Source organism: Vibrio sp. 2092, from assembly GCF_033339635.1.
In the GTDB taxonomy this organism is placed as follows: Bacteria; Pseudomonadota; Gammaproteobacteria; order Enterobacterales; family Vibrionaceae; genus Vibrio; species Vibrio alginolyticus.
Genome location: NZ_JAWOUY010000026.1, coordinates 36,575 through 59,083, shown reverse-complemented (window position 1 = coordinate 59,083; position 22,509 = coordinate 36,575). Strand labels below are relative to the sequence as shown.

Annotated in this window: 23 protein-coding genes; 12 read left to right on the top strand and 11 right to left on the bottom strand. The window is 46.1% G+C overall.

Features of this window, described 5'->3' with window-relative positions; translation table 11 throughout:
- The first annotated feature begins 260 nt into the window (after nt 1-260).
- The 5 genes from R7P80_RS27220 to R7P80_RS27200 all read left to right on the top strand — a co-directional run bounded on the left by R7P80_RS27220 (nt 261) and on the right by R7P80_RS27200 (nt 4,691).
- Nucleotides 261-695, top strand: a complete 435-nt coding sequence (locus tag R7P80_RS27220) for a rhodanese-like domain-containing protein (RefSeq protein WP_005386415.1) — start codon at nt 261-263, stop codon at nt 693-695.
- Nucleotides 696-920: 225 nt separating this feature from the next.
- Entirely contained in the window at nt 921-1,385 is a 465-nt protein-coding gene (secB, locus tag R7P80_RS27215) for a protein-export chaperone SecB (RefSeq protein WP_005386410.1), read from the top strand.
- 195 nt (nt 1,386-1,580) lie between these two features.
- Complete coding sequence (gene gpsA / locus R7P80_RS27210) at nt 1,581-2,618, top strand: NAD(P)H-dependent glycerol-3-phosphate dehydrogenase (protein WP_005381474.1); 1,038 nt, start codon at nt 1,581-1,583, stop codon at nt 2,616-2,618.
- A gap of 78 nt (nt 2,619-2,696) precedes the next feature.
- Nucleotides 2,697-3,518 (top strand): serine O-acetyltransferase, encoded by an 822-nt coding sequence (gene cysE, locus R7P80_RS27205; RefSeq protein WP_005381475.1) that lies wholly within the window; start codon nt 2,697-2,699, stop codon nt 3,516-3,518.
- Between the two features lie 27 nt (nt 3,519-3,545).
- Nucleotides 3,546-4,691 carry a murein hydrolase activator EnvC family protein gene (locus R7P80_RS27200; protein WP_005381476.1) on the top strand — a complete coding sequence of 382 codons (1,146 nt, stop codon included), beginning with the start codon at nt 3,546-3,548 and terminating at the stop codon, nt 4,689-4,691.
- Between the two features lie 73 nt (nt 4,692-4,764).
- Here R7P80_RS27200 and R7P80_RS27195 read toward each other — a convergent pair whose 3' ends face one another.
- The 4 genes from R7P80_RS27195 to epmA form a co-directional block, all read right to left on the bottom strand.
- Nucleotides 4,765-5,721 (bottom strand): DHH family phosphoesterase, encoded by a 957-nt coding sequence (locus R7P80_RS27195; protein WP_225492144.1) that lies wholly within the window; start codon nt 5,719-5,721, stop codon nt 4,765-4,767.
- A 144-nt stretch (nt 5,722-5,865) separates the two neighbouring features.
- Nucleotides 5,866-6,501 (bottom strand): TetR/AcrR family transcriptional regulator, encoded by a 636-nt coding sequence (locus R7P80_RS27190; protein WP_005381480.1) that lies wholly within the window; start codon nt 6,499-6,501, stop codon nt 5,866-5,868.
- A 21-nt stretch (nt 6,502-6,522) separates the two neighbouring features.
- Nucleotides 6,523-6,897 carry a VanZ family protein gene (locus tag R7P80_RS27185; RefSeq protein ID WP_005381482.1) on the bottom strand — a complete coding sequence of 125 codons (375 nt, stop codon included), beginning with the start codon at nt 6,895-6,897 and terminating at the stop codon, nt 6,523-6,525.
- 9 nt (nt 6,898-6,906) lie between these two features.
- On the bottom strand, nt 6,907-7,878 hold the full coding sequence (gene epmA / locus R7P80_RS27180) for an elongation factor P--(R)-beta-lysine ligase (RefSeq protein WP_130545479.1): 972 nt from the start codon (nt 7,876-7,878) through the stop codon (nt 6,907-6,909).
- 435 nt (nt 7,879-8,313) lie between these two features.
- Here epmA and frdA point away from each other — a divergent pair, with 435 nt between their 5' ends.
- From frdA to frdD, 4 genes are read left to right on the top strand one after another with little or no spacing between them, the layout of a single operon-like run.
- Nucleotides 8,314-10,113 carry a fumarate reductase (quinol) flavoprotein subunit gene (gene frdA / locus R7P80_RS27175; protein ID WP_005381487.1) on the top strand — a complete coding sequence of 600 codons (1,800 nt, stop codon included), beginning with the start codon at nt 8,314-8,316 and terminating at the stop codon, nt 10,111-10,113.
- Nucleotides 10,113-10,871, top strand: coding sequence for a succinate dehydrogenase/fumarate reductase iron-sulfur subunit (locus tag R7P80_RS27170; RefSeq protein WP_005381489.1), 759 nt, complete (start codon nt 10,113-10,115; stop codon nt 10,869-10,871). The genes frdA and R7P80_RS27170 overlap by 1 nt, the downstream gene beginning before the upstream one ends.
- A gap of 2 nt (nt 10,872-10,873) precedes the next feature.
- The gene (frdC, locus tag R7P80_RS27165) at nt 10,874-11,257 is read left to right on the top strand and encodes a fumarate reductase subunit FrdC (RefSeq protein WP_005381491.1); all 384 of its coding nucleotides are present in this window, start codon (nt 10,874-10,876) and stop codon (nt 11,255-11,257) included.
- An 11-nt stretch (nt 11,258-11,268) separates the two neighbouring features.
- Nucleotides 11,269-11,646, top strand: a complete 378-nt coding sequence (gene frdD, locus R7P80_RS27160) for a fumarate reductase subunit FrdD (RefSeq protein WP_005381493.1) — start codon at nt 11,269-11,271, stop codon at nt 11,644-11,646.
- Between the two features lie 101 nt (nt 11,647-11,747).
- Here frdD and R7P80_RS27155 read toward each other — a convergent pair whose 3' ends face one another.
- Nucleotides 11,748-13,151, bottom strand: a complete 1,404-nt coding sequence (locus R7P80_RS27155; RefSeq protein ID WP_005386397.1) for an SPFH domain-containing protein — start codon at nt 13,149-13,151, stop codon at nt 11,748-11,750.
- A gap of 266 nt (nt 13,152-13,417) precedes the next feature.
- The gene (efp, locus tag R7P80_RS27150; protein WP_005381500.1) at nt 13,418-13,984 is read right to left on the bottom strand and encodes an elongation factor P; all 567 of its coding nucleotides are present in this window, start codon (nt 13,982-13,984) and stop codon (nt 13,418-13,420) included.
- Nucleotides 13,985-14,016: 32 nt separating this feature from the next.
- Here efp and epmB point away from each other — a divergent pair, with 32 nt between their 5' ends.
- The gene (epmB, locus tag R7P80_RS27145; protein WP_005381502.1) at nt 14,017-15,039 is read left to right on the top strand and encodes an EF-P beta-lysylation protein EpmB; all 1,023 of its coding nucleotides are present in this window, start codon (nt 14,017-14,019) and stop codon (nt 15,037-15,039) included.
- A gap of 95 nt (nt 15,040-15,134) precedes the next feature.
- Nucleotides 15,135-15,632, top strand: coding sequence for an MgtC/SapB family protein (locus R7P80_RS27140; protein ID WP_005381504.1), 498 nt, complete (start codon nt 15,135-15,137; stop codon nt 15,630-15,632).
- Between the two features lie 100 nt (nt 15,633-15,732).
- On the opposite strand, the gene R7P80_RS27135 is transcribed toward R7P80_RS27140, so the two are convergent.
- The 3 genes from R7P80_RS27135 to R7P80_RS27125 form a co-directional block, all read right to left on the bottom strand.
- On the bottom strand, nt 15,733-16,296 hold the full coding sequence (locus tag R7P80_RS27135; protein ID WP_005381507.1) for a VC2662 family protein: 564 nt from the start codon (nt 16,294-16,296) through the stop codon (nt 15,733-15,735).
- Nucleotides 16,297-16,609: 313 nt separating this feature from the next.
- Nucleotides 16,610-18,256 carry a chaperonin GroEL gene (gene groL / locus R7P80_RS27130; RefSeq protein ID WP_005381509.1) on the bottom strand — a complete coding sequence of 549 codons (1,647 nt, stop codon included), beginning with the start codon at nt 18,254-18,256 and terminating at the stop codon, nt 16,610-16,612.
- Nucleotides 18,257-18,333: 77 nt separating this feature from the next.
- Nucleotides 18,334-18,624: a co-chaperone GroES gene (locus R7P80_RS27125; protein ID WP_005381516.1), complete on the bottom strand. Its 291-nt coding sequence runs from the start codon at nt 18,622-18,624 to the stop codon at nt 18,334-18,336.
- 240 nt (nt 18,625-18,864) lie between these two features.
- Between R7P80_RS27125 and R7P80_RS27120 the strand changes: the two genes are divergently transcribed.
- Nucleotides 18,865-20,247, top strand: coding sequence for an MATE family efflux transporter (locus tag R7P80_RS27120; protein WP_017821828.1), 1,383 nt, complete (start codon nt 18,865-18,867; stop codon nt 20,245-20,247).
- 91 nt (nt 20,248-20,338) lie between these two features.
- Here the strand turns inward: R7P80_RS27120 and pfkA are convergent, their stop codons facing one another.
- Together pfkA and fieF are read right to left on the bottom strand one after the other, a co-directional pair.
- The gene (gene pfkA / locus R7P80_RS27115) at nt 20,339-21,301 is read right to left on the bottom strand and encodes a 6-phosphofructokinase (RefSeq protein ID WP_182016935.1); all 963 of its coding nucleotides are present in this window, start codon (nt 21,299-21,301) and stop codon (nt 20,339-20,341) included.
- Between the two features lie 283 nt (nt 21,302-21,584).
- On the bottom strand, nt 21,585-22,493 hold the full coding sequence (gene fieF / locus R7P80_RS27110; protein WP_053350704.1) for a CDF family cation-efflux transporter FieF: 909 nt from the start codon (nt 22,491-22,493) through the stop codon (nt 21,585-21,587).
- Nucleotides 22,494-22,509 lie beyond the last annotated feature (16 nt).

Here is a 22,509-nt window from a genome sequence, read left to right as displayed (position 1 = left end):
GCTAATTTAAAGCAACATCAAACAAGATGGGTTAATACCTATTGTTCTCTTTTCTCAGTAAAACAGAAGTCACTTAAACCGATAAGTCCAATAGGCAAAAGCAATCAAGCTACCGGAGCGAAATGTACGGATAGTAAGGGCATAAAGGGTTTATAGAGATCTCAATTATTCGTTAGAAAATTTTAACCCTCTCGCCTAAGAGCCGTAACCTCGCTATACTCCTGCTTTATTTTTCCGCCAACAGCGTAAGAGCTCAAGACATGCAAGAGTACATTGAATTTTTCCAACAGAACATGATTCTATCTTTGGTTTGGGTAGGTCTTCTTGTCGCCTTTATCATGAACATCGTGAAATCAGCGACAGCCGCATACAAAGAAATCAACGTAAACCAACTGACTCATCTTATGAACCGTGAAAACGGCGTTGTAGTGGATATCCGTACCAAGGACGAGTTCAAAAAAGGTCATATCACCGACTCACTTCACATTTTACCGTCAGACATCAAAGCGGGTAACTTGGGTAGCCTTGAAAACCACAAATCAGACCCAATCATTGTTGTATGTAAGACAGGACAGACCGCTCAAGAAAGCGCAAACCTACTAGTAAAAGCTGGCTTCGAAAACGTGAGCCTACTAAAAAATGGTTTGATTGCGTGGAACGAAGCGAACCTGCCGTTAGTTCGCGGTAAGAAGTAGGAACGTGGCAAGAACGAAAGTTCGCGTTTAAACGCGCTTTTACCAAGCCTCGCGGACAAAAAACTGAGCAAATTGAAAGCAGTTGGAGCACTAAGTTGTGACGCTTTGCACGTAATACACGCTTCATCTAGTCAAGGTAGATTGGCTCAGTTAGTCTCAGGACATACCAGTTTTCTGAGCTTAGACGTTTCTAGGCTCAACAAATATTGATTTAAGGATTAAAAAATGGCTGAAGCAGCACCTCAAGACGCACAACAAAACTTCGCAATTCAACGCATCTTCCTAAAAGACGTTTCTTTTGAAGCGCCGAACTCTCCAGTAATTTTCCAGAAAGAGTGGAACCCAGACGTTAAACTAGACCTAGACACTCAAAGCCGTGAGCTTGGTGAAGGCGTTTACGAAGTTGTTCTACGTCTAACCGTTACTGTGAAGAACGAAGAAGAGACTGCGTTCCTATGTGAAGTTCAACAAGGTGGTATCTTCACTGCTGAACAAATGGAAGCTGGTCAACTTGCACATTGCCTAGGCGCATTCTGCCCGAACATCCTATTCCCATACGCTCGTGAAACTATCTCAAGCCTAGTCGTTAAAGGTACGTTCCCTCAACTGAACCTAGCGCCAGTAAACTTTGACGCGCTATTCATGAACTACCTACAACAGCAAGCTCAACAAGGCGAAGCTGAAGCGTAATTCACGTTTTATAAGTGACGAATAGCCACCGTGCTGACGTCACCGACTCAAATAAAATGCACAGAGCGTCTACCATCCGATGCAATGTGCATTTTTTATTTCTGACAAAAGTTCCTAGTTCCTAATCGCCAGAAGGCGTAAAATTTGACGATTAGGAACTAGATTCTACTAGTAGCAAGACAATTAGGCGGTAGCATGACACAAGCAAATACAAACAATGCTTACGGTAAAGACATCGCAATGACTGTGATTGGCGCAGGCTCATACGGCACCTCTTTGGCAATCTCACTCGCTCGTAACGGCGCGAACGTTGTCCTTTGGGGACACGAGCCAGAGCACATGGCTCGCCTAGAAGCAGACCGAGCTAACCATGCCTTCTTACCAGGTGTTGATTTCCCTGAAAGCTTGATCATTGAATCGGATTTAGAAAAAGCCGTTCAAGCAAGCCGAGATTTGTTGGTTGTGGTTCCAAGCCATGTCTTTGGCATCGTGCTAAACAGCTGTAAACCATTCTTGCGCGAAGACTCTCGCATCTGTTGGGCAACCAAAGGGCTTGAACCTGAAACGGGGCGCCTACTGAAAGACGTCGCTTATGACATTATCGGTGAAAACTACTCACTAGCAGTATTGTCTGGCCCAACGTTTGCGAAAGAGCTCGCAATGGGTATGCCGACTGCAATCTCTGTTGCGTCTCCAGATTCTGAATTTGTTGCGGATCTACAAGAAAAAATCCACTGTAGCAAAACCTTCCGCGTATATGCCAATAGTGACTTTATTGGTATGCAATTGGGTGGCGCTGTGAAAAACGTTATTGCGATTGGTGCGGGTATGTCTGATGGTATCGGTTTTGGCGCCAATGCCCGTACTGCATTAATTACTCGTGGCTTGGCTGAAATGAGTCGCCTTGGTGCTGCGCTGGGTGCACAGCCAGAAACCTTTATGGGCATGGCGGGTTTAGGCGATCTTGTCCTGACATGTACCGATAACCAATCACGTAACCGACGCTTTGGCTTGGCATTAGGCCAAGGTAAAGACGTTGATACGGCTCAAGAAGAAATTGGCCAAGTGGTTGAGGGTTACCGCAATACAAAAGAAGTATGGCTACTCTCTCAACGTATGGGTGTTGAGATGCCGATAGTTGATCAAATTTATCAAGTATTGTATCAAGGAAAAGATGCGCGCTTAGCAGCGCAAGATTTACTTGCTCGTGACAAAAAAGCCGAAGGAAAGTAGCAATCTACCGCCCTTTGCAGCTCATCTGAGAAAAATTGAAGTTGTCGGGTCACGGAAGAACCACTCTGGATATTGAGAATGAAACACTGCGAAAAACAAAAAGTCTGGAACAAAATTGTCTCAGAAGCCCGTGAAATGTCAGAACAAGAGCCTATGCTGGCGAGCTTCTATCATGCCACCATTATCAAGCATGAAAGTTTGTGTGCCGCTCTGAGTTATATTCTGGCTAACAAATTGAACACCGCTTCCATGCCAGCGATGGCTGTGCGTGAAGTGGTTGAAGAAGCCTTTGCAGCTGATCCAACCATCACTGACGGCGCGGCTTGTGATATTTGTGCCACGGTCAATCGCGACCCTGCTGTTTCAATGTACTCAATGCCATTGCTGTACCTAAAAGGCTATCACGCACTGCAAGGCTACCGAGTAGCAAACTGGCTGTGGAAGCAAGGTCGTCACGCTCTTGCGACTTACCTACAAAATCAGATTTCGGTAGCATGTCAGGTCGATATTCACCCTGCAGCGCGCATTGGTAGTGGTATCATGCTCGACCATGCAACAGGCATCGTGATTGGTGAAACTGCCGTGGTCGAAAACGACGTGTCTATACTGCAAGATGTCACCCTTGGTGGTACTGGTAAAGAATGCGGTGATCGTCACCCGAAAATTCGCGAGGGTGTGATGATCGGAGCTGGTGCAAAGATTCTTGGCAATATCGAAGTCGGTGAAGGCGCGAAAATCGGATCTTGCTCTGTGGTATTGCAAGCCGTGCCTCCTCACACAACGGTGGCTGGCGTGCCTGCAAAAATCGTCGGACGTCCAAAAACGGACAAACCCTCTCTCGATATGGATCAAGGCTTTAACGGCAAGTCGCAAAGCTTTATCCATGGAGATGGTATTTAATCGTCAACAAACCTTTTTGACAACAACGTGGTAGGTAACTCTCAAGTGCGAAAACAAAATCACCCTGTTCTACGCTCGGCTATTTTATTAACTTGTGCTTTATCTGCCACTTATCCCATTACCTCCTCTGCTGTGAGTCAGCAAGAGCTCAAAGGCGTATCCAGTGAGATAAGCCGCCAGCGCAAATCGCTCTCTTCCCAAGAAAAGCAGCTCAATGAGTTACAGAAGTCACTAAAAGATCAAGAGCTTGGAATTTCTAAGCTTGAGCGTGAAATACGACAAACCAAGTCTAATCTCGCGCAAGCAGACAAAAACATAGAAAACCTGGAAGAGAAAATTGCCTTGCAAGAAGCACAGCGTCAAGAGCAAGAAGAAGAACTCAAACAGCTACTGCAAACGTATTACGTAACCGAGCGAGCGAAAGCCAATGGTCACTTGTTAAATCAAGGTGTGGAAGAAGACCGCATGAGCCAATACTTCCAGCATTTAGCTAAAGCACGTGCTGAAGTGATTGATGCGATCACCAAAATAACCCAAGAATTAGCGCACAACAAAAACCAACTCGAGCTAGAAAAAGAGCAAATCGAGACTCTGCTCAAGCAGCAATCCGAAAAACGTACAGCGCTAGCGAGTACACAATCCAAGCGTAAGCAAACCCTGAATAAAATTCAGAGCAGTATCAAGAATGACAAACGCTACTTAGCCGAGCTGCAACGCAACGAAACCCGTTTAAAAGCAGAGATCGCCAAAGCAGCGAAGCGTAATGCGGTGCCAATGGACGGACTCGGCAAACAGCGCGGTAAGTTGCCTTGGCCACTCAAAGGCAGTGTGTTACACAACTTTGGTACGCGACAAACCGGGCAGGTAAACTGGAAGGGCATGGTGCTGTCTGCCAACTATGGTCAACAAGTGAAAGCCGTTTATCCCGGAACTGTCGTATTTGCGGAGTATCTGCGCGGATACGGTTTAGTGGTACTGCTCGACCACGGCAAAGGTGACATGACCCTCTATGGTTACAACCAAGCCTTAACTAAAAAAGAAGGCGACCGAGTCACCGCAGGCGAAGTGATTGCTCTCGCGGGTGATACGGGCGGTCAAGACAGGCCATCGCTGTACTTCGAAATTCGTCGTAATAGTGAAGCGCAGAATCCGAAATCTTGGTTAAAGCGCTGATTATCTGACTTATTGACTTGTCATAAAAAAGGAGCCACTCGGCTCCTTTGTTGTATTCATGTTTTGGAAAACGCTATGCGTAGTAGGTTTCTACCGCATCAATAAAAGCATTCACATCATCTTTGCTTAACGCGTTGATTCCTGCCGCCGCCTCTCGCCCCCCACCTGTCGGGAACTGACCACACACGGCAACGGCACCTTGTTTATTGTTTAATGGGGCACGGAGTGAAACCGTATAAGTCCCATCTGAATTTTCAGTAAGTACCGCATGCGCAGAGTCAGGGGTTTGGTTTGCTAGCCAGTTGCCATAAACACCACTGATTCGGCGTGATGCCGCCGTGTTTGGTAACTCAAACAACTTCAGCTTACCGCTCTCATGCATGGCAGGCACTGCGAGAGCCGCCTCCATGTCTTGTTGGTAAGCCGATTGCAATTGGTAGTATGGCGAGGCCGTATCTTCAATAGCTTCAAATGGTGACGGGTACTTCAGCAAAGCTCGGTACAGCTCCGCAGGGTGAAAGTGTAAATCTTCGACCTTCGATCCGTAGCCGTTGTAGTTAATTAAAGTACCCAGCTCTTTTAGCTGCTCTTTCTGTTGCTGCAACAAGCCCGCGTTATTCGCTAACTCATCGGCTTTAGCAATCATGTTATCGCCATAAGCCGCCGTAATCGCCCAGTCATGAAAACGCCCATCAAGCAACTTATCGACAATCAACGCCGTGCACATGTTGGCATCGAGATCGATGTGCGCATCCAAATTACCATGCTGAGGAATGTCGCCCGCTTTGTGATGATCGGCGTAAAAGACGTGCGCGCCTTGAGCCAAAGCTTGCTCTAGACCTGCCATGTTCTTTTCCATCGAAATGTCTAACACAGTCAGCTCATCACCCGCTTGCACGTCTACTTTTTCCACCAGCTTGATGTCGCGCTTTACACCGGTTATTAACTGGGCATCGACAGGATCAGCCAAACGCAATTGTAGAAGAGCAATGATGCCATCGGCATCACCATTAAAAATGTCGTAATTCATGGGGCGATAGTTCCTTTATCGAGAATCTTATCCCAGCAAGGGTTTTTAGCGTATGGGACTATTGTGCGTGGCATATTTGACAAGTCAACTCGAGCCACGACTCGAAAATGAGAGTGACTCTCGAAATATTAAGCAGTTTGACGTTTAACTGTGTAGATTGCTAACCGCATCTTCTAATAACAGTAGCTGCTCTAAGCCCTGCTCAGTTGCTAATGGCTTAACGACATTAAGCATCTGCAACATCCCTTGCTTCACCATTTGCTCGGTAATGTTGGTTTTTGAAGCCATCGCGGATTGATACGCCAACCAACTACACGCAATCAAGTGCAATGTACATACCAATGACTTCAACTGTTGTTGATCGACATTCAACAGCTTCATCGTTACGAACTCTTGCATAATAGCAATGAGGTTCGCTTGCAGCTTCTCTTGCACATCGATGTACTGTTCGTGTAGCTGTTCATCTCGTGACAAGATTTCTGGTAAGTTTGCGTAGAAAAAGCGGTATTTCCACATCAAGGTAAAAATAGAGTCTAGGTAGCTCTTCAGCATAGTCAGGCTCTCTTGCGAACCTTGAATAGGGGTAAATCTTTCTAAAAGTTCTGCTGAATAAAGCGCAAAGATCTCACGAACGATTTCTTGCTTATTGCGGAAGTGGTAATACAGATTACCAGGGCTAATTTCGATGTGATCGGCAATGTGATTGGTGGTGATGTTTCGCTCACCATGTTGGTTGAACAACTCCAGTGCCGCGTAGACGATTTTGTCGCGCGTTTTCATTGTTATCGTGTTCCCTCTTCATTAACGAATCGAGTATAGCGACTTCACCAACCTAGGTCGATAGAGGCTCCAAATACGGTAACATAACAGACCAGTTAAGATGCCAGTTGAGTTGGCGACAAGGTCTAACCAAGAAGTTTGTCGCCCTACATACCCTTGCAACCACTCAATAACGGCGCTGAATAGCAAAATACCAATCGCCACCGCCCAACGTTGACGCCAACGCCACACGCAAAAGCAACCTAAAAACGCAAAGCCGCTATACGCCATAGCGTGCTGCATTTTGTCGAGATACGCGATATTGCCCCAGTCTTGCAGTTCACCTGAACTCAGAGATAAAAAAGCGATCAATATGGCGTAGCTAAAGATGACAAAACGTGCAGCCGTCAGGTTCATTGGACGTCCTTATGCAATTGGAAATGGAAAGGCCGTCACTTGATCAATGTGGTCACAGCCTAGCGCCAGCATGATCAAACGATCGATACCCAACGCGACCCCTGCACAATCTGGCAACCCTGCTTCCAGTGCAGAGATCAGATGATAATCGATCGGCTGTGGTTTTAAACCCATTTCGATACGCTTTGCGTTATCTTGTTCAAAGCGCGCTAATTGCTCTTTCGGGTTATCCAGTTCATGAAATCCGTTCGCCAGCTCTATCCCCTTAAAGTACACTTCAAAACGATCCGCGACGCGATGATCTTGAGGATTGATTTTCGCAAGCGCCGCCTGTGATGCAGGGAAGTCGTACACAAAAGCCGGCACGTCCTGACCAATTTTGTTTTCTACTCCCACGCTAAATAGTAGTTGCAGCAGCGTATCGCGATCTTCTTCTGGCTCAGCAATGTCACTCAAACCCAGCTTGCTTGCCGCCGCTTTCAGCTCAGTCATCGAGCCTTCCAGTGGACACACACCCAACACATCAATGACGGCTTGCTGATACGTCATGCGCTGCGCTGCACCACACTTCAATACCAGCTGCAACAGGTCATCCATTTCATCCATCAATTTATGATGGTCAAAGCCAACGCGATACCACTCCAACATCGTGAATTCAGGGTTGTGGTAGCGACCATTCTCTTCATTACGAAATGCTTTGTTGATTTGATAAATACAACCGCTGCCCGCAGCCAAAAGGCGCTTCATATGGAATTCTGGGCTGGTCATAAAAAACAGCTTACTGCCATCGGCATAGCCTGGGCCAACAAACTCGGTTTGGAAAGTATGCAAATGGATGTCAGTCACGGTTGCGTGACTCATGGCTGGCGTATCGACTTCCATCACCTGTCGGTCAGCGAAGAATTGTCGAATCGACGCGATTAACGTCGCACGTTGACGAAGTTGGTCAATGGAAGCAGTAGGTTGCCAGTTGGTTTGCATAACAAATCTCTCAAACTTTAATTCAGCGAGGAAAGTCTCATTCTACATGCTTTTTACTCTTCAAGAAGAGAGGAATATCCCTTCTTCTTTTTACTAATGAGCTCGCCAATCTGAGGCAAGCATTACTCGTGCCGCAGAACAAAAAACACTCAGTTAAAATCCTATTATCCATGCGGTTAATGTCACGCAACACAGGCTTAACATCCCTAATGTTAATGCTTGAGGGCCAAAACCTCGATGCCGTGATAGCAGTCACATAACCTATAAATTCTATGCCCTTAAGTGCATTACCGAAGCAAAAACCCAATTACATCAATTTTTCTGCCATGTGGCTCATCTACACTAACCCTACTACTTTTGGGGAGTTCTTTTTAAAGAGCGCCTCGTAATGACAATAACAAGCGGATTTCCGCAATCACACACTGGAGGATAACTGTGCAAATTATCACCACAGATATCGCAGTCATCGGCGCAGGCGGCGCTGGTCTTCGTACTGCTATTGCAGCGGCTGAAGCAAACCCAGACTTAGAAGTCGCTCTGATTTCTAAAGTTTATCCAATGCGCTCCCACACGGTCGCTGCAGAGGGTGGCTCAGCAGCAGTTATCAAGGATGAAGATAGCTTAGACAACCACTTCAACGACACTGTTGGCGGTGGTGACTGGCTATGTGAACAGGATGTTGTTGAATACTTTGTAGAGAACGCGACTCGCGAAATGATCCAAATGGAGCAATGGGGTTGCCCATGGAGTCGTAAAGAGAACGGTGAAGTCAACGTACGCCGCTTTGGTGGTATGAAGGTTGAACGTACTTGGTTCGCTGCAGACAAAACTGGCTTCCACATGCTTCATACGCTATTCCAGACATCAATGAAGTACAGCAACATCAAACGTTTTGATGAGTACTTTGTGGTGGATCTGCTTGTTGATGAAGGCGAAGTTCAAGGTCTGATTGCTATTCACATGTCTGAAGGCGAGCTTGTTACTATCAAAGCAAAATCGGTTGTTCTAGCAACAGGTGGCGCGGGCCGTGTTTACCACTGTAACACCAACGGCGGTATCGTAACGGGCGATGGTATGGCAATGGCTTACCGTCACGGCGTTCCTCTACGTGATATGGAATTCGTTCAATACCACCCAACCGGTCTTCCTGGTACAGGTATCCTGATGACGGAAGGTTGTCGTGGTGAAGGCGGTATCATCGTTAACAAGAATGGCTACCGTTACCTACAAGATTACGGCATGGGTCCTGAAACTCCAGTTGGCCAACCGAAGAACAAATACATGGAACTGGGTCCTCGTGACAAAGTTTCTCAAGCTTTCTGGCACGAACAACAGAAAGGCAACACCATCAAACACCCACTGGGTGACGTGGTGCACCTAGACCTTCGCCATCTTGGTGAAGAGTACCTACAAGAGCGTCTACCGTTCATCTGTGAGCTAGCAAAAGCTTACGTAAACGTGGACCCTGCAAAAGAGCCAATTCCAATTCGTCCAACCGTTCACTACACCATGGGTGGTATTGAAACGGACGGCGGTTGTGAAACTCGCATTAAAGGCCTATTCGCGGTGGGTGAATGTGCGTCTGTTGGTCTTCACGGTGCAAACCGTCTAGGTTCTAACTCACTGGCTGAGTTCGTGGTATTTGGCCGCGTAGCGGGTGAAAATGCAGTGAAACGCGCAGCAGAATTCAAAGGCTGGAACGACGCGGCAATTGACGCGCAAGTCAAAGCCGTTGAAGAGCGCATCGCGAAACTGATGAACCAAGAAGGCGACGAAAACTGGGCAGAAATACGCACAGAAATGGGCCACACCATGGAAGCGGGCTGTGGTATATACCGCCAAGAAGATTTGATGCAAGCGACTATCGACAAAATCACTGAGTTGAAAGAACGCTACAAACGCATCAGCATCAAAGACAAAGGTAAAGTGTTCAACACAGACCTTCTATACGCAATCGAAGTGGGTTACGGCCTAGAAGTCGCAGAAGCGATGGTTCACTCTGCGATTCTACGTAAAGAGTCGCGCGGCGCGCACCAACGTCTAGACGATGGTTGTACAGAGCGTGATGACGTGAACTTCCTAAAACACTCACTTGCTTTCTACAAGCCAGAGTCAGCACCAAGTATCGATTACAGCAATGTGACCATCACTAAGTCACAACCAAAAGCTCGTCTATACGGTGAAGCAGCAGAAAAAGCAGCGGCTGAAGAGAAGAACGCAGAGGAGCAAGCATAATGTCAGCAAATCGCATTCAAAAAGTAGACATCCTGCGTTACGACCCAGAAAAAGATGCAGAACCATACAAGCAAACATTCGAAGTACCATTCGATGAAACCATGTCTGTGCTTGACGCACTTGGCTACATCAAAGATCACCTAGACAAAGATCTGTCTTACCGTTGGTCTTGCCGTATGGCGATCTGTGGTTCTTGCGGCATCATGGTGAACAACGTACCGAAACTTGCTTGTAAGAGCTTCCTACGTGACTACCCTGACGGCGTGACTATCGAGCCTCTAGCAAACTTCCCAATCGAGAAAGACTTGATTGTTGATATGACACCGTTTATCGAACGTCTTGAAGCAATCAAACCATACATCATTGGTAACGACCGTAAACCAGAAGACGGTACGAACTTGCAAACGCCAGAACAGATGGCGAAATACAAGCAGTTCGCTGGCTGTATCAACTGTGGTCTGTGCTATGCCGCATGTCCTCAGTTTGGTCTTAACCCAGAGTTCATCGGTCCTGCTGCACTAACGCTAGCCCACCGCTACAACCTAGACAGCCGTGACAACGGTAAAGATGAGCGCATGAAGCTTATCAACGGTGAAAACGGTGCTTGGGGTTGTACGTTTGTTGGTTACTGTTCTGAAGTTTGTCCGAAGAACGTTGACCCAGCAGCGGCAGTAAACCAAGGCAAAGTGGAGTCTTCTATGGACTTCGTGATTGCTATGTTGAAACCTGATGGTTCACCAAAGAAAGTGGAGGCATAAGGATGAGCAATCGTAAACCTTACGTTCGTGAAGTAAAACGCACTTGGTGGAAGAACCATCCTTTCTACCGCTTCTACATGCTACGTGAAGCTACGGTGCTTCCGTTAATCCTATTCACTCTGTTCCTAACTTTCGGTTTAGGTTGCTTGGTGAAAGGTCCTGAAGCATGGCAAGGTTGGTTAGCGTTCATGGCGAACCCAATCGTAGTCGCAATCAACATCGTTGCACTACTCGGTAGCTTATTTCACGCTCAAACTTTCTTCAGCATGATGCCACAAGTAATGCCAATTCGTTTGAAAGGCAAACCCGTAGACAAGAAGATCATCGTATTGACTCAGTGGGCCGCGGTTGCGTTCATCTCACTGATCGTTCTCATCGTGGTGTAAGGAGCTGAGCAATGAAACCGAATTATAGTGTAAACACATCACCAAAACGTTCTGATGAGCCAATCTGGTGGGGTCTGTTTGGCGCAGGTGGTACTTGGTTCGCGATGATCACGCCAATCACGGTATTGGTGCTGGGCATCTTGGTACCACTAGGCGTGATTGACGCAGAAGCGATGAGCTACGAGCGTGTCTCTGCATTCGCAACCAGCATCATCGGTGCGCTATTCATCATTGGCACGCTAGCATTGCCAATGTGGCATGCAATGCACCGTGTACATCACGGCATGCACGACCTTAAATTCCACACTGGTGTGATTGGTAAAATTGCATGCTATGCATTTGCAGGCCTCATCACTGCACTAGCAGTTATCTTTATCTTCATGATTTAAGCGACTGACCAAAAAAGAAAAAGCTGGCTAAATGCCAGCTTTTTATTGCTTTGGGTTACCTATGATCTTTTTGCTTTTTAAGCTCTTGACCACCCATAATCTTATTGCTGTGCGACCTTCTTTGTCTGGTCCATAAGACCCAGAGCACCAAAGCCAGTAATCACATCTAGGTTTGTTTTCAAGCCCGTTTCGTCACTTCCACCAATGTAATTTTGTGGCATCTGAACTTGGAAGTTTTGCAAATTGTTGTACAGCGAGTTCGCTACGTCTCGATTCAATTCTGCCAAGTAAACTTCACGGTTTGCTCCTAACGCCGCATACTTACCTTTTAGGACTTCAGATTCTGCGCGACCTTTCGCTAATATCGCTTTCGCTTCAAACTCAGCAGAAAGTGCGTTCGCTTTTTGAATCGCTAAGTTAGCCTCTGCGATAGCTAGCTCTTTCTCCTTCTCAACTTCAGCAAGTCGTTTGGTTTTTTCCACTTCAACGATTTCACGCTCTGCAATCTGACGTGCAACTTCCACTTCTTTTTGCTGAGCAATAATTGCGAGTTCTTTACCACGCTGAGCGTCTTGCACCTCACGTGTTCGTTGAATCTCTTTGCGTAACTGCTCGGTCTCTGCCTGTGCTTTCGACGTTTCTTGTTCCTGAATCGCGCGAATACGATCCGCCACTAAACGCTTTTTATCTGCCAATAGCTGATCTAATTGCTTTTCGGGCTGTGGGTCACCAATGGTCACCTGCGTCACTTGAATACCGTATTGTTGTAACGGATTGTCTTGACGAATCGGTTGCCCGGTTTTGTCTACGACAGGTACGGTTTTCCAAACCAGTTGATTGGTGCGCTGTAATTGGTTCGGATTAGCTTGATTCGCCCCAACAGGCGCAAGATCCAACTCTTCCACTTCAACCTGACGTCGCTCTGTTAGATAAATCCCCTCTCGTAACTGATCGCCAAGTTTCGATTTGAACTGGTTCAAACCACCTTGGAAAAACTCTTCACCCGTGTATTGGGTTGCGGTAATCACCGTTACGTTACGTGCGTTCTTTACAAGCAGCGCATCGATCAAGTTACTGTTGTTGCGGAACTCTTTATGCATCTTCTTCACCGCTTCAGGGTCATTACTGAGCTTAAAGCGGAATGTTACGGGGATCTGACCAATATAGGTGTCGGCAAATCGAACCTGAATCGCATCAAGGCGTTGATAAAAATCTTCGCCCTTGCTGTTACCGAATGACACGGTGATCACTTGGTCATACTTGGTGATTTTGGACAGAAATGGCATGCGAAAATGAATGCCAGGTTCAGTAAACACATCCAACTCACCAGTAATATTATTCTGATGCACGTAGCTGTAACCCGCATCGGTCATCAGCACCGAGCTATTAATCGTTAAGCCTATTGCCAACAGCGGTACGCCAAATACGGCTGCTTTTAATCCTTTATGTAGTAACTGACGTCTTTCTTCCACCTTTAAACCCCTTCCTAAACCTCTGCTTTCCATTTTGTTCTCCTTTTTGGATTGTTACTGAGTTAAATCGATAAAAATCAGATTGCTATGCAACTCAGCGACAAGTACTAATGTATCAAAATGTTACATTAAGGAATAATCGACAGATTCATGGAATAAATAAGATTTTTACGAATAATACAAAATCATCAAAAATTTGCGGAGGATATCGATGTTTTACGCAGAGGGATTAAAAGAGAAGAATCACAGGCAATAAAAAAGGCCGCCGAAGCGACCTTTCTAACAATCATATAAAGTGCTTACTTCACACGACCTACGTATTCAGCAGTACGAGTATCTACACGAATCACTTCACCAATTGAGATGAACAGAGGAACACGAACAACAGCGCCAGTTGATAGCGTCGCTGGTTTACCGCCAGTACCTTGAGTATCACCTTTCAGGCCTGGATCTGTGTCTACAACTTCTAGCTCAACGAAGTTTGGTGGAGTAACAGTAATTGGGTTACCGTTCCAAAGAGTGATCATACAAGTGTTGTTTTCTACCAACCACTTAGCGTTTTCACCTACCGCTTTTGCATCCGCTGCGATCTGTTCAAACGTTTCACTGTTCATAAAGTGGTAGAATTCGCCGTCTGAATATAGATAATCTAGGTCGATATCCATTACGTCTGCCACTTCACAAGTGTCACCAGACTTGAATGTTTTCTCTAGCACTTTACCAGAAAGAAGTTTACGAATTTTAACACGGTTGAACGCTTGGCCTTTACCTGGTTTAACGTATTCGTTTTCCAGAATTACACAAGGCTCATTATCAAGCATTAACTTAAGACCGCCTTTAAATTCATTGGTGCTAACTGTAGCCATTTTTTCCTCTTACATTCTTAGAGCTAAATTCAATGCCGCACATAATAACCCGAAAAGTCGAATCTGTTGAGCAAAACTGGCTCAAACAGTTGGCGAATGGGATCTCTGATCCTGCAAAATTGCTCGAAATACTGGAAATTGATCCTTCACCGTGGCAAGACGGGTTTGCCGCGCGCAAGCTATTTGCACAGCGTGTACCGCAAAGTTTTGTCGATAGGATGGAGAAAGGCAACCCTAAAGACCCTCTTTTACGTCAGGTTTTACCACTGAGCGACGAATTTGAGGTGCATCCGGGTTACTCCAATGATCCATTGGAAGAGCAGGACAATGAAGTCCCTGGCCTGCTACACAAGTATCGCAACCGCGCCCTGATGATTGTCAAAGGTGGCTGCGCGGTAAATTGCCGTTACTGTTTTCGTCGTCACTTCCCTTATCAAGAGAACAAAAGCGGGAAACAAGCCTGGACCAAGTGCTTAGAGTACATGGCACAACAACCAGAGTTGAACGAAGTCATCTTCTCAGGTGGTGATCCATTAATGGCAAAAGACGATGAGATTCATTGGCTTTTAGAGCACATTGCTCATATTCCTCACATCAAACGTCTGCGTATTCATAGCCGTTTACCTGTGGTGATTCCTGCTCGAGTCACTGATGAACTATGCCAACTGCTGCAAGCATCAAGGTTACAAATCATCCTCGTCACTCACATCAACCATGCCAACGAAATCAATGACGAATTTGCTGAACAGATGTTCAAGCTCAAAAGAGCGGGCGTTACGCTTCTAAACCAAGGCGTTCTGCTGAAAGGCGTGAATGATTCGGTAGAAGCTCAAGTGGCGTTAAGTGAGGCCTTATTTGACGCGGGCATCTTGCCTTATTACCTCCACGTTCTTGATAAGGTGCAAGGCGCAGCGCACTACTTTATTTCGGACGAAGAAGCGAAAGCTATTATGCGCGGACTCATCACGCGTGTATCGGGTTATCTGGTACCAAAACTCACACGAGAAATTGGTGGCAGGCCAAGTAAAACGCCGTTGGATTTGCATTTAGAATAAGCTCTGACGCTCAATTAAATTTGTCGTCTAGATTGATTATTTTTGTTCGCTTTGCACGGTAAGTCTATGCATACTCCGCACTTTTGGAGGTCAAGATGCATACAGCATTCGAACAAATTTTCGATCTTGGCCCATTCAGTTGGCCTGCCCTACTATGCTGCGCCATTAATGGGCTCATGATCGGTATAGAGCGCCAAACTCGTGGTAAACCGGTTGGCATTCGCACAGCAATATTAATTATTTCAGGCACCTACCTGTTTATGTCGATGGCAGTGTCGTTATCGCCAAATACACTTGATCAAGCACGAGTGCTTGGTCAGATCATTACTGGCGTCGGCTTCTTAGGCGCTGGCGTTATGATGACACTTGATGGAAAAATCCATGGCGTAACATCCGCGGCTGTAATATGGGTGCTAGCAGGTTTAGGTTTGATGATAGGTTTGGGTTATTTAACGCAGTCGGTGGTTATTACTCTCCTGACATTAACCGTGTTGTTAGGTGTGGATAAAGCAGAAAACCACATCAAAGCATTACGCCGCGGTGTTCATCAAAGAATTCAACAACGCAAAACTTCATCACGATTAATTAAATAGTTAACGCTCCGAGAAACTCGCTTCATCTCATCAGCAATTAAAGAGCCCTCGACGAACATCGAGGGCTTTCTGTGTATAAAGATTCTGACTTTCTCAGGGATTACTTAGCAAAGTTGATGAGTGGGAAACACTTGAAGAAACCGTTATCCGCACAGTTCAAAAGACCAATTTGCACACCATCGATTTGATCGGTCATGTTGAAGAAACCAAACTGGAAATTAGACTTCTTAGAGATACTCGCTAAGCCCACATCCGCCATGGTGTAGCCTTCAGAATAGTTCACCGCGCTCCAGTTCAAGCCTTTTACGTTGTTCGTAATGTTAACAGCACCCAAGTTAACACCCGTCGTCTGACCTTGGTTCCAGTTAACTAAGCCTAAAGACGCGCCTTTCATTTCTTGATTTACTTTTGCTGCGCCAAAAAACAGACCGAAGTTCACACCTGTCGTACGATCCGTTTCTGACATACCAAGCAGTGAAAAGTCGACACCTTTAACCTCATTTACCTGCCCATGCAACACAGCTAAACGAACGCCACCTACTGAAGAATTAGAGGGTGCGTTTGTGTTATCGATAGTAGAGAACATCACAGGTGTACTGTCGGCAAAAGCAACAGGTGATGCGATAGCGGCTGCAACCGCCAATGACGTCATAAGCTTTTTCATTTTCATCTCCATGATGGGAAGCAACAATTTACAACATAGTGTAATGTTCAGATTTTGCTCTGTCCCCGTTCAAAAAGTGTTAGCAATAGGTCAGATTTAACCATCTGACTCAAAAGAAAAAATATTTCTCTTCGATTTTTTGCTTCTGAAATGGCGCTTTTTACGCTCAAAAATTTCATGATAAGCCACACCAGAACGTCATGTTTCTCAGGTGACACGCATAAAAAAGTCGAGGCATCTGCCTCGACTTTTAAGGGTTTGGTCGGTTATCTTTCCGCTATAAGGTTTCCCTAGAGCGATGAGATAAGCTGGCTTACATCATGCCGCCCATACCGCCCATGCCACCCATGCCGCCCATGTCAGGCATCGCTGGCGCGTCTTTTTGCGGTAGGTCAGTAACCATCGCTTCAGTTGTGATCATCAGACCTGCAACCGATGCTGCGAATTGTAGTGCAGAACGAGTAACTTTAGTTGGATCTAGGATACCCATTTCTAGCATGTCGCCGTATTCGCCTGTTGCCGCGTTGTAGCCGTAGCTACCTTCACCCGCTTTCACGTTGTTCGCAACAACTGAGTCTTCCTCACCTGCGTTCTTCGTGATTTGACGGATTGGCGCTTCCATTGCACGTAGTGCAACGCGGATACCAACGTTTTGTTCTTCGTTGTCACCCGTTAGGTGAGCAATCTTAGATGCCGCGCGGATAAGTGCAACACCACCACCAGCAACAACACCTTCTTCAACCGCTGCGCGAGTTGCTGCTAGCGCATCTTCTACACGGTCTTTCTTCTCTTTCATTTCAACTTCAGTCGCTGCACCGACTTTGATTACTGCAACACCGCCAGCCAGTTTAGCTACGCGCTCTTGTAGTTTCTCTTTGTCGTAGTCTGAAGTTGCGTCTTCGATTTGTTGACGAATCTGAGCAACACGGCCTGAGATCATCTCTTCTTCACCGATACCATCGATGATAGTCGTGTTTTCCTTCGTGATAGAAACACGCTTCGCTTGACCTAGATCTTCTAGTGCAACTTTTTCTAGCTCTAGACCGATCTCTTCAGAAATCACAGTACCGCCAGTTAGGATAGCGATGTCTTGTAGCATTGCTTTACGGCGGTCACCGAAGCCAGGTGCTTTCACAGCTGCAACTTTTACGATGCCACGCATGTTGTTCACAACCAATGTTGCTAGCGCTTCGCCTTCTACATCTTCTGCAATGATAAGCAGTGGACGAGATGCTTTCGCGACAGCTTCTAGCGTTGGAAGAAGCTCACGAATGTTTGAGATCTTCTTGTCTACTAGAAGAATGAATGGGTTTTCTAGATCAACACTGCCTGATTCTTGGTTGTTGATGAAGTAAGGAGACAGGTAACCGCGGTCGAACTGCATACCTTCTACTACGTCTAACTCGTCTTGTAGCGCCTGACCTTCTTCAACCGTGATAACGCCATCACGACCCACACGCTCCATTGCTTCTGCAATGATATTACCTACGCTTGCGTCTGAGTTTGCAGAGATAGTACCAACCTGCGCGATCGCTTTTGTGTCGTTACATTCAACAGAAAGCTCTTTTAGTTGCTCAACTGCCGCAGCAACAGCTTTGTCGATACCACGCTTAAGATCCATTGGGTTCATGCCCGCTGCGACTGCTTTTAGACCTTCGTTAACGATAGATTGTGCTAGTACCGTTGCTGTTGTTGTACCGTCACCCGCTGCGTCGTTTGCTTTAGACGCAACTTCTTTAACCATTTGTGCGCCCATGTTCTGGAATTTATCTTCCAGCTCGATTTCACGCGCTACTGATACACCATCTTTAGTGATAGTCGGTGCACCAAAAGATTTGTCTAGAACGACATTACGTCCTTTAGGACCCAGTGTTACTTTTACTGCGTCAGCCAGAACGTTTACACCTTCCAGCATTTTAACTCGTGCGTCATTACCAAATTTAACGTCTTTAGCAGCCATCTTTGATTTCCTTTCTAAAATTCTTTGTGTGTAATTTCGTAATTGAATCTGAGCAAAAAATTACTCAATGATTGCTATTATTCAACGATCGCCATGATGTCGTTTTCAGACATGACAAGCACTTCTTTACCGTCGATTTTTTCAGTTTTTGTACCGTAACCTTCAGCAAAGATAACGGTATCACCGACTTTAACGTCTAGTGGCAGTACGGTGCCGTTTTCTAGGATGCGGCCTTTACCCACAGCTAGAACAACACCGCGAGTCGATTTTTCTGCAGCAGAACCAGTCAGAACGATGCCACCAGCAGACTTAGATTCAACTTCTTTACGTTCAACGATAACTCGGTCATGTAATGGACGAATGTTCATCGGTCGTCTCTCCTGAAAATTTCCATGTTTATTTGATAATTGTCCTTAGGGACTGTAGCCCCAGACACGTGATCCCTATATAAGGGGTCGAAGCAGCGATCCCAAGGGGGTGGCACAAAATTTTTGTGACTTAGTTAAAATAACGAACAACTAGGCAACGGTTTGCGTTAGAAATGCTCACTCGCTCGGCATCTCGCTTTCTTGTATCCTTGCAGTTTGCTCACCAGATAGTTGTCACACATGCAGGAAAATAACAAGCTGGAACCCCAAGCGACCGATAAGCATGGTTTGTTGACCGCACCCATTCCTGAAACGCTGCGGAAAATGACCGTACCCATGACCATGGGCATGATCGCAATTTTGATGTTTAACTTGGTGGACACGTTTTTTATCTCGTTGCTTGGCACTCAAGCGCTAGCGGCTATCAGCTATACCTTTCCTGTCACCTTTGCGGTTAATTGCATTACGATGGGGATTGGGATGGGACTATCGACCAATATTGGTCGCTTGCTTGGGCAAGGTCATGCACCACAAGCTGCTCGGTTCACCACCCATGGTTTGTTGTTAGCCGTGTTACTTGTGGCTATCGCGTCTTCTATTGGCTTTACCACCATTGCGCCATTGTTTCGTTTTCTTGGTGCGTCTGATGATCTCATCCCTCTTATTGAGCAATATATGCAGGTCTGGTATCTCACCATTCCTCTGCTAGTGATCCCAATGGCGGGCAACAGTGCTATCCGAGCTACTGGCGACACAAAAACACCAGCAAAAGTCATGATGTTGGCTGGTTTGATTAATGGCATGCTCGATCCATTGTTGATTTTCGGTTATGGCCCTTTTCCGGAACTTGGCATTCAAGGCGCAGCCATAGCAAGTGCCTTTAGCTGGTTAGGTGCTTTGTGTGGCTCATTCTATGTGCTAATTAAACGGGAAAAATTGCTTGCTCAACCCCAATGGGCTTTGCTGAAACAAGACTGGCAACAGACACTAAAAATTGGTACCCCTGCTGCGCTATCAAACGCGATGAATCCGTTGTCCGGTGCCATTCTGATGATGCTGTTATCCAACCACGGTACAGCGGCGGTTGCTGCTTACGGCGCAGCGCAGCGTATTGAGTCCATATTGATTCTAGTATTGATGTCGCTGACCTCTGCCCTCACACCGTTTATGGCACAAAATTTAGGAGCCAAACAACCGCAACGAGCCTTTTCCGGTTTATTTATTAGCATGCGTTTTGCAGTGGTATTCCAAGGGTTTATCTTCTTGATGATGGTGCCACTGAGCATTCCTCTGGCTGCGCTATTTTCTCAGGAAGATGCGGTGAAAAACCTGCTTTGGCATTATTTACTGGTGGTGCCATTTAGTTATGGCTTCCAAGGCATCGTGATGATGTTAGTCAGTGGTTTGAATGCGATGCACAAGCCATTGCGTGCATTCCAGTGGAGCTTTATGCGGCTGTTCATTTTTACCTTGCCATCGGCGTGGATCGGGAGCCAAATCTACAGCATTGAAGGCTTGTTTATCGGTATCGCGGTTGGAAATACGTTGGGTGGGCTACTGGGCTACTTGTTTGCGCTGCGCGAGCGCAAGTTAACGCTCATAGAGCAGAGCAGCGTGTCTTAGCACTCGTCTATCGCTAGTTTCTTTTTTGTTGATTCTCAAATACAAAAAAACCGCGGAAAGCCGCGGTTTTGTTTATCTATTTCAAGCTTGCTTAGAACAACTCTTCAGCAACTTTGTATAGATCGTTGCGTATTGGACGCTTCATGTTTTCGATTGCGTCGATGATATCGTGGTGAACAAGTTGCTCTTTCACGATACCTACACAACGACCACCATGACCTTCGATCAATAGGTGAACAGCGTAGTTACCCATACGAGATGCTAGTACGCGGTCAAATGCAGTTGGACGACCACCACGTTGGATGTGACCAAGTACTGTTGCACGAGTTTCACGACCTGTCGCGGCTTCGATGTCACGTGCTAGTTCATTAGCATCCATCATTAGCTCAGTAAGCGCGATGATCGCGTGTTTCTTACCTTTAGCGATACCATCTTGGATGTTGCTGATCAGCTTGTCTTTGTCTAGACCAGTTTCCGGAGTGATGATGTATTCACAACCGCCCGCAATTGCAGACATCAGAGTCAAATCACCACAGTGACGGCCCATGATTTCTACAATTGAAATGCGTTGGTGAGATGAAGAAGTATCACGTAGACGGTCGATTGCATCGATAACGGTGTTTAGTGCACTTAGGTAGCCCACAGTGTAATCCGTACCTGCGATATCGTTGTCGATTGTGCCCGGAAGACCGATACATGGGTAACCCATTTCAGTCAGTTTCTTCGCACCCATGTACGAACCATCACCACCGATTACCACTAGTGCATCGATACCATGTTTTTTCAGGTTCTCAATCGCTTTTTCACGAACTTCCACTTGTTTAAATTCAGGGAAACGTGCAGAACCTAGGAACGTACCACCTTTGTTGATCACATCTGAAACGCTAGAACGATCTAGCTTCTCGATGCGGCCTTCGTATAGGCCTAGGTAGCCGTCGTACACACCGAATACTTCCAATCCTTCGGATAGTGCTGTACGTACTACGCCGCGTATCGCAGCGTTCATACCAGGTGCGTCACCGCCACTTGTTAAAACACCGATCTTCTTAATCATGCTCACCCTCGATCTTTGGCAATCAATTATTTAATTTTCTTTTAGGCCCCTTGTTACCAAGCAACCTGCATAATCCAGAACTGTGCGTTATGTTACATTTCCTCTACAGGATTACCAATGAAAACGCACTTTTTTATGTAACTTTTCTACTTATGTAAGAGTATTACAGTTTCTCTATGAAACTTTGTTGATTCATATCAGGATCACGAATCTTAATAAGTATTGATGGAAAGATAGTCAATAAGTACCTGTTTGTCGTCGGGCACTGATGGATTTTTCAAGCCTACCAATCTTGCGCTTTCTGCTCTTTCTCAGGTCCGAAAACGACAGACAATGGATCTTGATGGATCAATACGTCCGCATCAGGAAACAGAGCCAATAAATTATCTTCCACTTTATCAGCGATGTAATGCGCCTCAATTAATCGTAAGTTATCGTCTAGCTCTAAATGCAACTGTATAAAGCGCGTCGGTCCGGACATTCGCGTGCGTAACTGATGCACGCCCAATACCCCTTTTACGCTCAAACAAGCTTGGTTAATTTGCTCAAGTTCTTCATCGGGCAACTTTCTATCAAGTAAGGTTTGAATCGCTTCGCTGACCATTTTGAAAGCGCTATAAAGAATGAAGACACCAATACCAATCGCAAACACAGCATCCGCTTGAGTCACTCCAAAATAACTGAGCCCCAGAGCAACCATGATCGCAGCATTCATATACAAGTCAGTCTGATAATGCAGAGAATCCGCCGCTATTGCTTGGCTCCCCGTCACGCGAACCACATGTTTTTGGAACATCACCAAGCCAAGTGTGACCACAATCGCAAACAGCGATACATACACACCTAACTCCGGTGCGTGTAAAGCATGCGGGCGGAAAAATCGGTCAATCCCGTTAAGAATCAAAAATACTGCCGAGCCCGAAATAAACATTGCTTGGGCTAGGGCCGCTAAGGACTCAGCTTTACCATGTCCAAACGCATGTTCGCGGTCTGCCGGTTGTAAGGCGTAACGAACCACCACAAGATTCACAACCGAAGCCGCGATATCTAACATGGAGTCAATCAATGACGCCAATAAACTCACTGAGCCGGTTACCCACCACGTGATGACTTTTACTATCAGAAGAAGCGTCGCCACAATGGTTGCAGTCCAAGCGGCGGTCGTAACTAAACGTGCGTATTGCTGTTTCATAATCAAAGAGTTAACT